The organism is Shewanella metallivivens, from assembly GCF_028750675.1.
Taxonomy (GTDB): domain Bacteria; phylum Pseudomonadota; class Gammaproteobacteria; order Enterobacterales; family Shewanellaceae; genus Shewanella; species Shewanella metallivivens.
In genome coordinates, this window is record NZ_JAQQPZ010000007.1 from 70,535 (window position 1) to 85,375 (window position 14,841).

At 40.6% G+C, this 14,841-nt stretch carries 14 protein-coding genes; 6 read left to right on the plus strand and 8 right to left on the minus strand.

What is annotated here, in order from left to right; all coding sequences use genetic code 11:
• Positions 1 to 228: 228 nt before the first annotated feature.
• Positions 229 to 1,377, plus strand: a complete 1,149-nt coding sequence (yiaY, locus tag PQR79_RS10695) for an L-threonine dehydrogenase (protein ID WP_238102879.1) — start codon at positions 229 to 231, stop codon at positions 1,375 to 1,377.
• A gap of 226 nt (positions 1,378 to 1,603) precedes the next feature.
• A complete protein-coding gene (locus tag PQR79_RS10700) occupies positions 1,604 to 1,969 on the plus strand; it encodes a cytoplasmic protein (protein WP_238102877.1) in 366 nt (121 codons plus the stop codon).
• Between the two features lie 89 nt (positions 1,970 to 2,058).
• Here the strand turns inward: PQR79_RS10700 and PQR79_RS10705 are convergent, their stop codons facing one another.
• The 5 genes from PQR79_RS10705 to PQR79_RS10725 all read right to left on the minus strand — a co-directional run bounded on the left by PQR79_RS10705 (position 2,059) and on the right by PQR79_RS10725 (position 5,870).
• Complete coding sequence (locus tag PQR79_RS10705; protein WP_188918998.1) at positions 2,059 to 2,427, minus strand: acyl-CoA thioesterase; 369 nt, start codon at positions 2,425 to 2,427, stop codon at positions 2,059 to 2,061.
• Positions 2,428 to 2,652: 225 nt separating this feature from the next.
• Complete coding sequence (gene ltaE / locus PQR79_RS10710) at positions 2,653 to 3,663, minus strand: low-specificity L-threonine aldolase (RefSeq protein WP_238102875.1); 1,011 nt, start codon at positions 3,661 to 3,663, stop codon at positions 2,653 to 2,655.
• A 44-nt stretch (positions 3,664 to 3,707) separates the two neighbouring features.
• Positions 3,708 to 4,298: a thiol peroxidase gene (tpx, locus tag PQR79_RS10715; RefSeq protein WP_238102874.1), complete on the minus strand. Its 591-nt coding sequence runs from the start codon at positions 4,296 to 4,298 to the stop codon at positions 3,708 to 3,710.
• 65 nt (positions 4,299 to 4,363) lie between these two features.
• Complete coding sequence (locus PQR79_RS10720; protein WP_238102873.1) at positions 4,364 to 5,197, minus strand: mechanosensitive ion channel family protein; 834 nt, start codon at positions 5,195 to 5,197, stop codon at positions 4,364 to 4,366.
• Positions 5,198 to 5,222: 25 nt separating this feature from the next.
• Positions 5,223 to 5,870 carry an OmpA family protein gene (locus PQR79_RS10725; RefSeq protein WP_238102872.1) on the minus strand — a complete coding sequence of 216 codons (648 nt, stop codon included), beginning with the start codon at positions 5,868 to 5,870 and terminating at the stop codon, positions 5,223 to 5,225.
• Between the two features lie 529 nt (positions 5,871 to 6,399).
• Between PQR79_RS10725 and PQR79_RS10730 the strand changes: the two genes are divergently transcribed.
• Positions 6,400 to 7,869 (plus strand): peptide MFS transporter, encoded by a 1,470-nt coding sequence (locus tag PQR79_RS10730; RefSeq protein WP_238102871.1) that lies wholly within the window; start codon positions 6,400 to 6,402, stop codon positions 7,867 to 7,869.
• 106 nt (positions 7,870 to 7,975) lie between these two features.
• On the opposite strand, the gene PQR79_RS10735 is transcribed toward PQR79_RS10730, so the two are convergent.
• Positions 7,976 to 9,097 carry a response regulator gene (locus PQR79_RS10735; protein WP_238102870.1) on the minus strand — a complete coding sequence of 374 codons (1,122 nt, stop codon included), beginning with the start codon at positions 9,095 to 9,097 and terminating at the stop codon, positions 7,976 to 7,978.
• Positions 9,098 to 9,141: 44 nt separating this feature from the next.
• On the minus strand, positions 9,142 to 9,921 hold the full coding sequence (locus PQR79_RS10740; protein ID WP_238102869.1) for an MlaA family lipoprotein: 780 nt from the start codon (positions 9,919 to 9,921) through the stop codon (positions 9,142 to 9,144).
• A gap of 332 nt (positions 9,922 to 10,253) precedes the next feature.
• On the opposite strand from PQR79_RS10740, the gene PQR79_RS10745 reads away from it, so the two are divergent.
• Both PQR79_RS10745 and PQR79_RS10750 read left to right on the plus strand, forming a co-directional pair.
• Entirely contained in the window at positions 10,254 to 12,572 is a 2,319-nt protein-coding gene (locus PQR79_RS10745) for a hypothetical protein (protein WP_238102868.1), read from the plus strand.
• Positions 12,573 to 12,575: 3 nt separating this feature from the next.
• Positions 12,576 to 12,887, plus strand: coding sequence for an EscU/YscU/HrcU family type III secretion system export apparatus switch protein (locus PQR79_RS10750; protein ID WP_238102867.1), 312 nt, complete (start codon positions 12,576 to 12,578; stop codon positions 12,885 to 12,887).
• A 38-nt stretch (positions 12,888 to 12,925) separates the two neighbouring features.
• Here PQR79_RS10750 and PQR79_RS10755 read toward each other — a convergent pair whose 3' ends face one another.
• Complete coding sequence (locus PQR79_RS10755) at positions 12,926 to 13,264, minus strand: hypothetical protein (protein WP_238102865.1); 339 nt, start codon at positions 13,262 to 13,264, stop codon at positions 12,926 to 12,928.
• Positions 13,265 to 13,901: 637 nt separating this feature from the next.
• On the opposite strand from PQR79_RS10755, the gene PQR79_RS10760 reads away from it, so the two are divergent.
• A complete protein-coding gene (locus PQR79_RS10760; protein WP_274408485.1) occupies positions 13,902 to 14,828 on the plus strand; it encodes a DUF3187 family protein in 927 nt (308 codons plus the stop codon).
• The last annotated feature ends 13 nt before the right edge of the window (positions 14,829 to 14,841 follow it).

A 14,841-nucleotide genomic window follows, 5' to 3' on the forward strand; every position in this document is an offset into this window, starting at 1 on the left:
GAGCAGACCACCATGTTAGTAACAATATAACACTTAAGCGTTAATGTTATTCGCAAACACATAAACCACGAGATCACAGTTCGACTAAAACCATGATCAAAGTAGTAAAAGAACATAGATTTAATGCGCTACCAATCAATATTCTGCGTTAAATCACAAAACACATCGGACCATGTTGGTATTTTTACTACAAATAAGATTTAAAATTAATATAAAGGGGTACAACTTATGGCGACTAAATTCTTTATTCCAAGTGTCAATATTCTTGGTCAAGGCAGTGTCGATGAAGCAATAAACGACATTAAAGCACTTGGATTTACTAAAGCGTTAATCGTGACCGACAAACCATTAGTCAGTATTGGCCTAGTGGCAAGAGTACAAGACAAACTCAATACCCAAGGTATTAAAGTCGTCATTTTTGATGGCGTTCAACCCAACCCAACAACCGGCAATGTTGCCGCGGGCCTAGAGTTACTTATCAGTAACCAATGTGACTTTATTATTTCATTAGGTGGCGGCTCACCGCATGATTGCGCGAAAGGAATTGCATTAGTTGCAACCAATGGCGGTCAAATTAAAGACTACGAAGGTGTCGATGTATCAACCAAACCGCAAATGCCTCTGGTTGCCATTAATACAACGGCAGGCACAGCAAGCGAAATGACGCGCTTTTGTATTATTACCGACGAAGCCAGACACATCAAAATGGCGATTGTTGATAAAAACACCACACCTATTTTATCAGTGAACGATCCAGAGTTGATGCTAGAAAAGCCAGCATCACTTACAGCCGCGACCGGAATGGACGCATTAACTCATGCTATTGAGGCTTATGTTTCTATTGCGGCAACCCCAATTACCGATGCCTGTGCTATCAAAGCAATAGAACTAATTAAAGCCAACTTAGTCAATGCAGTTAATAAAGGTGATGACATTAGCGCTAGAGAAAATATGGCGTATGCTCAATTTTTAGCCGGAATGGCCTTTAACAATGCCAGCCTCGGCTATGTGCATGCTATGGCGCATCAATTGGGCGGTTTTTATGATTTACCACATGGTGTCTGTAACGCATTACTGTTACCTCATGTACAAACTTACAATGCACAAGTGGTACCAGAGCGTTTAAGTGATGTAGCTAAAGCCATGGGGGTTAATGTGGGCGCGATGTCCGCAGAACAAGGGGCACATGCGGCAATCGAGGCAATAAGAACCTTATCGGCAGCGGTAAATATTCCGGCAAACTTAACTGAACTGGGCGTAAAAGCAGAAGATATTCCAACGCTTGCAGATAACGCATTAAAAGATGCTTGTGGTTTTACTAACCCTAAACAAGCAACTCATGACGAAATCTGTCAGATTTTTACTAACGCATTATAAAGGTTAAATTTAGCTTCACTTTTTAACGCTCGCAGCCTGCTGCGAGCGTTATTTTTATCCGCTCTACAAGATCGGCTTTTAAAGTAAATATCCAATGGTGACAACAACTTATTTATAATTCAGTAAAAAGTGATGCATAGATCTAACTTCTCGAAATAAGCGTTGACCAAAACAAAAAATAAAGACTATGATGAAATCACTTAGATAGCGAATAGGTAGGTAAATAATGACAGCAATCACTCATGTATATAATTACACCGTTCGATGCCCGCACTATAAAGAAAATGAACAACCCGCAACATGGCTCAACCATATCGAAGTAAATCAATCATGTGAAATCGCGTTAGATCGCATCACCAAATGGCATAATATTTCTGGCACTAAATCTTTTGAACTCGAACAATTTGTGGTCAGAAAAGCTGACAATGAAGAAGCTTATTTTGCAATGCAAAGCAGTCGCTTAAAACATGATGGCCATGCTTTAGTCACGTTTAAGATATTACTCGACCAATGTTGCCAAGATGCATCACCCAATGAAATCATGAAGCATTTAATTGAAGACTACCAACACCGTATCGCTAAAGTTGAATAAAACTGTGTTTTAACCTAGTTATATTGTCATATCACTAGGACAACTCTTAAGGAGCAAATATTCCGTTTATTTGCTCCTTTTTTTGCCGCTTAAGCTGCATTAGCTCGCATACCATGCGGAATGGGTAAACCATTTTCATTGATATTCACAAAGACCATTTTATCAATAAATGCGATTGGCGCGTGATTCACTTTATTGCGTATTTTGCAACGCACTGTCACTGAACTCTGCCCTAAGCTGACTAATTCAAAACCAAACTCAACAATATCGCCAACATGGGCGGGTGCCATAAAGTTTATCTCTGAAATCACTTTAGCAATATGAAACTGACTGCGCATCTGGCAACTAGCAAAGATAGTCGCTTCTTCATTTACCCAGCTCAACAGCTGCCCACAACATAGAGTTTGACTACTATTAAGGTGAATTGGCATAACGATATGACGTGTAAAATATTTCATAAGGACCTCGCGTGTTAATCCATTAATTTATGCCCTCCAGGCATATACCTCATAATGAGTAGCAATGATCACGCCAAATATTTTAATTGTTAAAAATCAATAGAATAAAAATTCACAAAAGAATAAACCACATTAATTGCTCAAATTAAATGCAGCTTCGCACCAAAAAAATACACAGCCATATTACTGGCTGTGTATTGCTTAAACGCTATTCACTCTAACTAGCTAGCGGATAGCTTGCTTCAAAACATTCACAAAAGTACTGATATCTGCGGTGCTAATATCATTGTGAGTCACTAAGCGTAATTGATGACTTGGGCTCAACAAGATGCCTTTATCAGCAAGCGTATGCGCCAGTATGTGTGGGTTAATCTGTTCACTCAAGGTTGCAAACACCATGTTGGTTTGCACTAAACTCATATCAACCGTGAGTTCTGGAATTTCGACTAACATTTGCGCTAAAAGCTTAGCGTTATAATGATCTTCTGCTAAACGTTCTACTTGATCTGTCAGCGCTAATTTTGCCGCTGCCGCGATAATACCAGCTTGGCGCATTCCTCCCCCCAGCATTTTACGCCAACGAGTCGCCTTAGCAATTAACCGCTCATCGCCCAGTAAAATCGAACCTATCGGCGCACACAGCCCTTTTGACAGGCAAATAGATACCGAGTCAAAATACTGGGTAATATCACTAATATTAATGCCTTGAGCAACCGCAGCATTAGCCACTCTAGCGCCATCGAGGTGTATTTTCAGCCCTCGATTAAAAGCCAAACTCTGTGCGGTAGCCAAATAGTCTTGGGGAAGCACTTTACCGCCGATGGTGTTCTCTAAACTCAATAACCGAGTGCGAGCAAAGTGCACATCATCAGGTTTAATCGCAGCTTCTATATCACTGAGTAAAATACTGCCATCAACTTGATTATTCAGCGGCTGAGGTTGAATGCTGCCTAACACGGCTGCACCACCACCTTCAAATTTATAATTATGGGCTTGCTGACCACATAGATACTCGTCACCTCGTTCACAGTGGGCCATTAAGGCGAGTAAATTAGCTTGAGTACCAGAGCTGACAAATAATGCGTCATCAAAGCCAAACATGTCTGCCGCCATCTCTTGCAAGCTGTTAACCGTGGGGTCATCACCGTATACATCATCACCCACTTCAGCTTGAGCCATTGCCGCGCGCATCGCTTGAGTCGGTTTAGTGACGGTATCACTTCGAAAATCAATCATGAGTTACTCTTTTTGAACAAAGGTGTGGTTGGCTTGATAATGTACTATTTAACCGCCGAAATCTCAGTAAGTGCAGTTAATGCGGCATCATAATCTGGGTGTTCACTCACTTCAGCAACCAGCTCGTGATATTTTAAAATCCCCTGCGCATCAATGATAAAAATAGAACGAGCAAGTAGACCACGGTCTTTAATTAACAAACCGTATTTTTCACCAAAGTCACGCCACACAGAGTCAGACAATACTTTAATTTTGTCTACATTTTCAGTTTGGCAAAAACGTTTTTGAGCAAAAGGTAAATCTTCACTTACGGTTAACATCACGACATCAGCACCAAAATTGGCAAACGCTTTATTAAAACGCTTCGTTTGTAATGCACAAACACCAGTATCTAAACTCGGAACTGCGCTAATCAGGACAGTCTGACCTTTAAAGTCGCTTAAACTCACTGGGTTAAACTTTTCATCAACAACTTTAAACAATGGCGCGGGGCTATTTATATTCGGTATTTTGCCCTCAAGAGCCACGGGGGTTCCGCCCATCGTAATCATGGTTTTGTCACCTGCAAAGGCAAAAGGTCCCATCAAAAAAGCAGATAACATTGTCGTTATCGCTAAGCTAGAAATGTGTTTCATAAAAGCTCCTGATAAAAAAACCAGCAATTGCTGGTTTTTTTGTTAGTAAACATAGCGCCCGCAAATTATTTTGCTGGAACTTCTTTTACATGTAAATCCATTTGTGGGAATGGAATTTCGATTTCAGCGGCATCGAGTGCATTTTTGATTTGTTCAAGCAATGCAAAACGTGTTGGCCAGTAATCACCAGTACTCACCCAAGGGCGAACTACAAAGTTAATTGATGAATCGGCCAGCTCAGCTAAACCAATAGTGTAACCAGGATCTTTTAATACAGATTCGTTGCTATCTAGCACATCAGCAATCACTTTTTTGGTTGTCGCAATATCAGCAGTGTAAGACACACCGATGGTCAAATCGATACGACGCTTTTCTAATGCTGAATAGTTAGTGATGGTACCGTTCATGATGGCTGAGTTTGGCGCGATAATGACTTTGTTGTCACCTGTACGTAAACGTGTAGAGAAAATAGTAATTTCATCAACCACACCTGCTGTACCTGCTGCTTCAATAAAGTCGCCAACACGACATGGACGGAATAACACCATCAACACGCCTGAGGCAAAGTTCGATAAAGAACCTTGTAACGCTAAACCAACAGCTAAACCTGCAGCACCGATAACGGCAACAAGTGACGCGGTTTGTACACCAACCTGCCCCAAAGTAGCAATAATGGTAAATATAAACACCAACGCCCACGATAAGTTAGCAACAAAAGACACTACCGTTGCATCAACTTTACGGCTATTTAACACTTTAATCGTCACACGTTTTGCAACGCCAGCAAGATATTTACCAATAATAAAGATAACAATTGCGGCTAACGCTTTTAGACCATATGTCATAAAGAACTCAGGTGCTTGCTCTATCAGTCCGTCTAAACCTTCTAGGTGTTCCATTTTTCTCTCCCTTAAATAAGCAGAATTACTCTGCCGAAATGATAAACTCAACTCTCCGGTTACGCTGACGCCCTTCTATTGTGGCGTTATCCGCTGCCGGCTTTTTGTTACTCATACCAACAACCTCAATGGATGTTGGAAGAAATTGATAATCATTAATCAATAATTGTTTAATGGTTTCCGCTCTTTTTAGCGACAACGCCATGTTAACCGTATCACTGCCAATATTATCCGTATGTCCTTCTAACCGAATACTCACTTGAGGATGCAGTTCGATATACTGCTGCACCCTAACTAAAGTTGGGCGTTGAGTCAGTAATACATTGGATTTATCGAAATCAAAGTAGACAGGCTGAAGAATTGAACCGAAACAATCTACCGCGACATTCACATCGGGTTGTTGACGGCACTGCTCAGCAATTAATGCGGCATTATTAGTGATAGTGGCGCCAAGTTCTGTTTCGTCAAACTCATCATCATCTTCTGCATCTTCATCAACGATGATGATGTCAGTATCAATACAGCCGTTAGCCATAACGACGGTATTGGCAGGTGTATCTTTACAGGCATCTTTTTTATCAGGCACACCATCAAAATCACCATCAACCCAAGCTAATGCACTGGTGATAAAACAGCCAAACAAGATCAATGTCAAAGTTCGAACAATAATCATTAAAGCCCCCTTCGACATAGCATCGAGATGTGTTAATAAGGCGTATATTAACGGTTTCTATCTAAAATTAAAAGACAATACTTAATAATCAATACCTTGCAAAACAAGTTTCTGTAAACCCCATAAAAGTATAAAAAGATTATCGGCTACAATCGTAAAAACCGAACCCACTCGCGTTAATTAATTGCTTTAATTTTACACAAACCATTAACAAACAAGTGTTTTTATTTTTTACGCTGAAACAATTCCTAACACGCTCAACCTCTCTGTTCCCCCCATTAACATTGACTTTAACGCCCCTAAAAGGGTATATAAGGTTAGCTTTTTGGTGTTTGGTCAGCTTTTCGCATCAAAATGACATTATTTCTTATAAAAATTAACCAATAAAGTCGCTAACCGGTGTTTTTCTTTAATTATTCTCTTTGTAGAGAGGTAATGTAAATGACACTGCTAGACGATTCATGCAAACAAACTATTTCTGTGTCGACATTTTCGCACAGGCAATCACAAGCTTAAGGTGGAAGACTTAATGAGTGAAGCAAAACCACAAGGAACGATGTTTGGACACCCAAAAGGGCTGTTCTTACTGTTTACAACGGAATTATGGGAACGTTTTAGTTACTACGCTATGCGCGCAATCCTTGTGCTTTATCTAGTCGATAAAGTACAAACAGAAGGCGGTCACGGACTTGGTTGGACCCAAGCAGATGCGATTTCTCTATATGGAACATTTACCGGCCTAGTCTATTTAACTCCACTCATTGGTGGTTGGTTAGCGGATGCTCATTTAGGTCAACGTAAAGCCATCTACATTGGCGGTTTTTTAATGGCCGCTGGACAATTTTTGTTAGGAACGCCGCACGCATGGGTTCCAGGAATGGAAATTGAGATGTTTTACTTAGGTTTAGGAACCTTGATTTTAGGTAACGGCCTATTTAAACCAAACATCTCTACTATGGTAGGCGATCTATACGAAGAAGGTGACCATCGTCGTGACGGTGCATTTACCATCTTTTATATGGGTATTAACGTCGGCGCATTTTTATCTGGTATTGTTGTAGGTTCTGTCGTTGCTGCTTATGATGGAAACTTCCAAGCCGGCTTTATTTGTGCAGGTATTGGTATGATTGCTTCATTAATTATTCAGTTCTTCTTTGCACAAAAACTGCTTGGCGATATTGGTACTGTACCAGCGGCTAAACTTGAACAAAGCAAGAACGAAGCTAAAGGTGAAGTACGCAAAGAACCATTAACCAAAGTTGAACGTGACCGCATTAAAGTGATTATGGTTATGGGCCTGTTCACCATTATCTTCTGGGCTGGTTTTGAACAAGCCGGTGGTTTAATGAACTTGTTCACGAACGACTTTACAGATCGTATGATTGGCTCATGGGAAGTTCCAACAACTTGGTTCCAATCTTTAAACGCGATGTTTATTGTGCTTTTCGCCCCAGTGATTGCTTCAATTTGGATCAAACTCGGTAAAAATGAACCTAACTCACCAGTCAAATTTGCTCTCGGTTTATTCTTTTTAGCCGTAGGCTTCTTGTTCATGATTGGTGCAGTGCTCGAAATGGGCGGCGACGCTTCGGTTAAGTCTAGCATGTGGTGGTTAGTAGGAGCTTACTTCTTCCACACCATGGGTGAGTTATGTTTATCACCTATTGGTTTATCAATGGTGACTAAGCTTGCTCCACTTCGCATTGCTTCGTTAATGATGGGGGCTTGGTTCTTATTCATTGCTGCAGCAAACAAAATTGGTGGCTTAGTGGGTTCGTTAATTGGCCATGGCGGCGCGGTAGAAGAACAATTAGCTAACGCAATGGCTATCTTTGCTGGCATTGCCATTACCGCAGTAATTTCAGCCATTATTCTATACTTAATGTCAGATAAATTAGTTGACTGGATGCACGGTGCTGAAAGTAAACTTGACACTGAAGAGCAAGTGCTAGAAGAAGAAATTGCTGTTACTGCTGAACATGAAGCGATTAAGCGTTAATAAAATCGACAGTAAAGTGATGCCTTAGCAACATATCATCACAATAAAAATCCCCTCCAAGTTAACTTGGAGGGGATTTTTTTATGATGTTAAAAAGCATTCCCAATCAATGACAAGACAACTGCATAAACCCACCCGCATTAATATCGGTTTGGTAAACCAACCCTGTAAAACGGTTATCGAGTAACTGTTGCTTATGTTGTTGATGATACGTACCAATACACAGCTTTTCATCGATCAACAATGTTCGCCTTTGCACACCAGATTGATGCCAATTAACATCACCCAATGGCAAGGCACTAGGTAACACTAACGGCATTAAATGATTATCATGCCGCAAGTAGCATCGTAAGCCATTGCCAGCCTGGGCAACAGACACTGTATACTGTTGCAGGTCAACGCAAACATAGATGATATCAGTGAGAATATGTAAACCCGACCTCACCATACGCTTATTTAAATAACCGAGCATTTTATCAGGTTCAATTAGCGTAGTGCTCAAACCGTTACGAAATAACTTAAGCTTTTGATTGATGAAACTTTTAAGCAATACACAGCCAAATGCCGCGCTGTTATCTTCAGGGTCAAAATGCGCCATGTACATGACTAAATGACTATCACCTACCATGGTTGAATCGATAAAATAGGCGCTTACGTCATTGTTTTTAAATAGGCTGTAATCAATAACAGCCTTGGGATAAAGGATGTGAGATGCTGGAAAAAGCTGTTGCTGTACACTCTTAGCGGCTTGAGCATTTTGTTCAAGGAGTTGTAGGTTATCGGTTAACTCTAGGTAAGACAGTTCATTCATTTCGTGCAAATGTGTTTGGCCGCTGACATTCATTGGGGTCGCAGCGGTTAACATCGCCTGAATGATGGCTTGTTCAATAATAAACAAATCAGCAACAGGCTTAGTTAAATAATCACTAGCACCAATCCTTAATGCTTCAACAACGTCGGCCATAACATCATTAGCAGAGATAACTATCGAAGGCACAGCGGGATTAATATCCTGCATTTGCCTTAGCATGGGCAAACCACCGAGCCCAGGTAAGCCTAGGTCAGCAATAACAATATCAAACGTTGTGTCAGAAAAGAGTGCGATGCCTTCTTTGCCATCATGAGCGAGGTACACTTTAGCACCCTGCCCTTGCAAAAAGTCTGCAACAACATGACGAAATATCGGGTCATCTTCAACAAAGAGGATTTCGACATCAGTTAACGCCATACTACAACCCCGCTGAAGTGTCTGCCGGGGTTATATTGCCCCAGCTAATCTAGCTCATCTAGGTATTCATCAAGTAACTCATCGGTTTCTTGATTTACAGGCACATCGCCATCATACACTTTGTAGTCCATATGCTGTAAATAAGCGTCTTTTACAAATGCGTATGGATCAAGAGCATTGTCTAATAACCTTTCTTGGTCAATTGCTTCAGCACGAGAGTGCAAGCCTTTAAGGCCCCATTTCAATACTGATTGCCAAAAAGTTAACTCGGATAAAGGAAAGTATAGACTATCTACCCAATCTGATGCGATTTCTCTTGTCACAAAAGGGCCATAAAACGGTGCCATAAAATACGGCCCATTCGGAACACCGTAATACCCTAATACTTCATTAAAGGCGTCTTGCTTACGGTGCATTCCCATCATATCGGCCACATCAATAACACCTAGCAATCCAATCGTGGTATTGACGGTAAAACGTCCACCCGCATTTGCGGCCCACATCCATTTACCTTGCAAGGTATTATTAACTAGTGCGCTAGGCTCTTCTAGATTATAGACAAAATTATTAATACCCGTTTTAATTGGGCGCGGCACATAATCTTTATAGCCGTGGGCAACCGGTCTCAAAATATATTGATCAACATACAAATAGTTGAAATCCCACATAGTGCGGTTAAATCCCTCAAACGGATCACGGGGATCGTTATAAGTGATTTCAATTGCGGGCGATGACTCTTGGGTAACTTGAGGCGCATCATCTTGGGCATACACTGGCATACCTAACACAACAAACGCCTGAAGTAATATCCATTTATACTTCATAACACTCTCTTAAAAATGACAAAAGGGACTGCTCAATAAACTGCTAATTTTGTCTTTTTACTAAAGCAATTTCTGTTCAAGTCGATATAATTTAACCAGCTAAAGCAAGGCTCAGCCTTGTTGTTTGTTATCTCAATAGCGAGTTAGGTTTGTCTTGTTACCAGCAAAGATTCATATAACATGAATTCAACTGCCCCAATAAAAGGCAACAAGAGCGCTAAGGATACTTAGACTGTTGACAATATCAATCAAAAATTTGTAAATGAAAATAAATTCAGTGCTAGGTTAATCGGTTTGATTATTGTACAAAACGTTCGCTTAATAGGATTTATATGGCGGTGCCACCTACAAACATAGCAACAACCAAACCCAACTCTGCAACGCAAAAATCGGCGAATGCAAGCCAACAAATGTCGCCTGAGATCTTACATAAACAAGACTCCACAACAAGCACCACAACCTCAAAAGCAACGACAGATCTTGCCGCGGTGTTATTACCGGTAAAATTACAACAACCACAATCTACGGTGTCAACTCAGCTTGATATCACCATTGAAAATCAACAGTATCAACTTACCAAGACCGCTGAATTACATAAATTATTACAACAAACCAATCAAGTCGTAATGACGAGTGAGCAAGTAAAAGCGGTGACAAAAGCAGCCAACCTTGCATTAATTCAAGGGGAGAATACGGTTCTGCCTACCAGCGTACCTCATCAGTTAACTCCCGGGGTGACTGCGCCCCCATCAACAGTGAGCGTTATTTCAACTCAATTGGTTTTATTAGCACAAACCATTAACTTAGCTTTACCGGCCCCCTTAACCGAACTCGCCCAAAAAAATGGTGTGTCAACTGAACAACTAACCTCTTTAGCCTCTCGACCACAGGGTTACACACTACCGACAGCGCAAGTTTCCCAAGGGGTGTTAACCTTTACCCATGGCCCAAGCATTAAATTGCCGCATACGGTTGCCCTTAGTGAGGGCCAATACCTTGCTAAAGTTGTGGTTAATCAGCAGCAGTTACAGCTCGCACTCACCCCTGTTGTAGCGAAAGTTAACGTAGACCTTGTAAAGCAAGCTGCTGTCATACCCAATTTAGAAGCAAATAATGTTGTTTTAACCAAAAACGAGCCAGCACAAATCCTCAGCCAGTTTTTAAAAAAGCTTGAAGCAACTCCATTACCGAGTCTTCCTCCCCAAAAAGCCACTCTTAATCAAAGTGACATTAATCAAAGCAGCATACATCGAAGTCAGCCAGCGGTGGGCCGGGCGAGCACGAGCGATGTCGTTAATGCGGTTCAACAAGGCAATCACAACAACGCGAATTCGGCGACCAACAGCATGGGTAGTATTACAACCACATTGAGCGGTCGCCCTGACATTGGGCTAAGCATGGCTGGCGGCAATACTGGTGCAAGCACAACAAAAGACATACCAACTAATTTATCGACCGCCGTTACAACACCATCAAACAGCGGAATAAAAACGAATAGTGGTAATGAACAGCCAGCATCACAACAAATGTCAGCGATAAAACCTGAGGTACAACAAACTATTAAACAACAAGTATCAATTGATGTTGGTAACCATACTCAGAAAATACCTGGACAACAGTTAACGACAAGTAATGCAAGTGCTTCTATACCCTCAACGACTGCGTCTGCGGTTTTGAATACTCACACGGTTCAGAGCGCTCAAACGACATCTGTGGCTCCAGTCACTCAGAGTAATTCAACAGCGACAAATACCGTAATCAATAATGACGCAGCCCAAGCAAAGCAAACAATACACAAAGACCCACAACCAATAGAAGTGCTCAATAAAGCGCTATCTAAAGCAGGGGCAATGCCAGTAAAACAACAGCATAACTTACAACTACCTAATAACTTGGCCAGTGAACTACTAAAGCATTTACCGCAAATGAGTCCACACCCATTAAGTGTTTTAAGCGACCCCAAATTACTGAGTAATGAACTTTACAGCCTTGCAAGTTTAAACCTAGCCCAGTCGAACCTGCCTACAAGTACAGTAAGCTCTCCGCTATATTCTGGTGGAGCTATCACAACATTATTTCAACTATTACTTGGCGTAAAAGCCCAATCAAACAGCTCAGGGCTCAGTACCAAATTACAAGATCACTTAGCTCAATTACAGCAACGAACCTTAGCTAAATTGACTGGGAACTCCGGCCTACTCGGTGCGCTTGATAAACTCGGCGGTGCTGACTCAATGGCTCAATTAGCCAACAGTATTGCGATGTACCAACAAGCGAGCACAGATAATCAAGCGATGACCTGGTATTTTGCGTTACCTTATTCAATTAATCAGCGTGATGAACAATTTGAAGGCAAATTTGAACAAGACAGCGAGCAAGACCAAGAAAAAGGCGGTTGGAAATTACAGTTAAAATTTAACCTAGCACAGGGTTCATTACTGATCTGTGCTCACAAGAAAGCAGATAAGTTAGATATTCAATTTAAAGGTAACAGCCAATCTTTATTAGAAAGAGTTGAAAAGTTTAATGGTGCATTGGCAACAAAAATTAGCCAAATTGGCCTAACGCCGGGAACGTTTAGTTCTCAGCTCACTCATATTCCAGCCACATTATTACCTGGCGATCATTATCTCGTTAAAACGAGGGCTTAAACAATGAATGATGAATCGAAAAAAACACAACAAGCGGTAGCACTCAGTTTCGACGGCATTAGTGCACCAAAGATTACCGCAACAGGTAAAGATTTAGTCGCAGATGAAATCATTGCCATCGCTAAAAGTGCTGGAATTCACATTCATCAAGATCCACATTTAAGCGAGTTTTTACAGCTTCTCGACCTTGGCGAAGAAATCCCAAAAGAACTGTATTTACTCATTGCTGAATTAATCGCATTTGTTTATATGCTAGACGGTAAATTTCCAGAACAGTGGAGTAATCTTCATCAAAAAATTGTTGCACAGGCATAACAGGATGCTTAACACACGCAAATCGTTTACCTATTTGGCTACAGCAAAAATTGGTAGCTAAATTTTGCGATAATAAACAGTCCCCCCAACCCTAGACCACTTAAACATAATCCAGCCAAACGGTCTTGGTCAAATTCAAGCCAGTCATTGAATGAAGCATAAAATCGCAATGAAATACCATATAGCACAATAAAGGCCAATGAAATAAAGCTGTAGAGATAATGTTCTGGATAAAAAAACGTCAATAATGGGGTAAATGCTAATACATAATCACCGATTTTATATTCAAAATCAGTGTTATTTTCGATGATAACATCGAGTAGCATTTGCAGAGGAATGATGATTACCAGCAAACCTAACAACAAAATAAAATCCATCAATCCTCCGTTGATCTGCAGTAAATACAGACATTGCTAGCTTGAGTAAAAACAAGCCGACCATTCAGAGTAATTGACCGAGTTAACCACCTATTTATCACAAGATGTTTAGGTTTAAAGCCAAACGAGAGTCCATTTGCATTCAAGCTAATGGCATGAACATGGCAAAAAAACCGTCTAATACAATCCATTATAAATTCCATTTATAAGTGTTTCGTCCATTTCAAACTGTCACAGTATCAATAATAAGATGAAAAAAAACACAATGCAGATGACAAAACTTATAACTTGTTTTTAGCACACAATCAATAATTTACGTCATTTAATACCCATCCTTAACAGAATAAGTGATATTGACATACTCTATAATGAGATCCGTAAAGCAAATAGGCATCAGCGACTATATGATCAAGTTAATGCTTGATATAATTTATCGGAATATTTAGTTCACTTTTGATTGTTTAAGTTTATATTGCGCACAATGATAATAGTCAATTCGATGCTGATGATTTTCCCCAAAGTAACACAAGTTCACCGAGTTAATGACAGTGTTAACGCTGAACAAAATTTCACGCAATAAATGAGAGAGATGATGTCAATAAAAGCCAATTTGTTAATTATACTTTCAGGATTAGCAGTGTTTCCTGCAGTTCAAGCACAGATGGTAGACTTTGACGATTACGGCCCATTAAGGGTTTATGCTCAATCGCCAATGCAATCAATCAACCACAGCCCATTACTCCGCTCCGGATTCTCATTACCCAATGGCCAAAAAGAATGGTATATCACAGCCAACATCGGAAGCATGTGGTCTGAGTCAGATGTCTTGCTGGCTGATTACTATCAAAATACTGTCTCGGGTGGCATAAAATGGCAGATGTCTGATGCGCTAATGTTAGATGTAAATTACCGATGGGCATTTAGTGCAGATAACCATTTAGATTCGCTCACAATGTGGTTCCATGACACTTTTGGGTTTGATCAAAATGGTCGTCAAGATCAAGCCAAACATCAAAACCAAATCCACTCAGATGAATATGATATTCACATTGATGATTTAAGCGGTGAAACCCTCGAAAACGCCTTAACGGCATACTTAGGTTACCAATTATTACAAAGTGAGCATCATGGATTATCTGTAGGCGCTAGCCTCTATTTCAAAGCTGTCGACAGTGGTCCATTTGCTGAAGATTCGTTTGCGCAAAGCATCCAAATAAACTATAGCTACAAAAATGGTCAACATCATGTTAATTCAAGCTTTGGAGTCAGCTTTATTGAAGACACCGAGTCGATATCAACCAATAATTATGACTCTCGTTTCACCACGTTTGGGATCGGTTATGAATATCGCAGCGGACGCCATGGTTGGTTAGCTGAGATACACCGATATGAAGGATTGGTAAGCTGGGATGAAAACTTCTCAGATGCGTCTCATGAAGCTTTACTCGGCTACCGTTACTACTTAAATAGCAGTGCGATTGAATTCACTCTGGTTGAAAACTTTGAAAACATGGATAACAGTGCAGATATTGCCTATACACTAGGTTATCGTCATAAATTTTAATCAACAGAGCAAT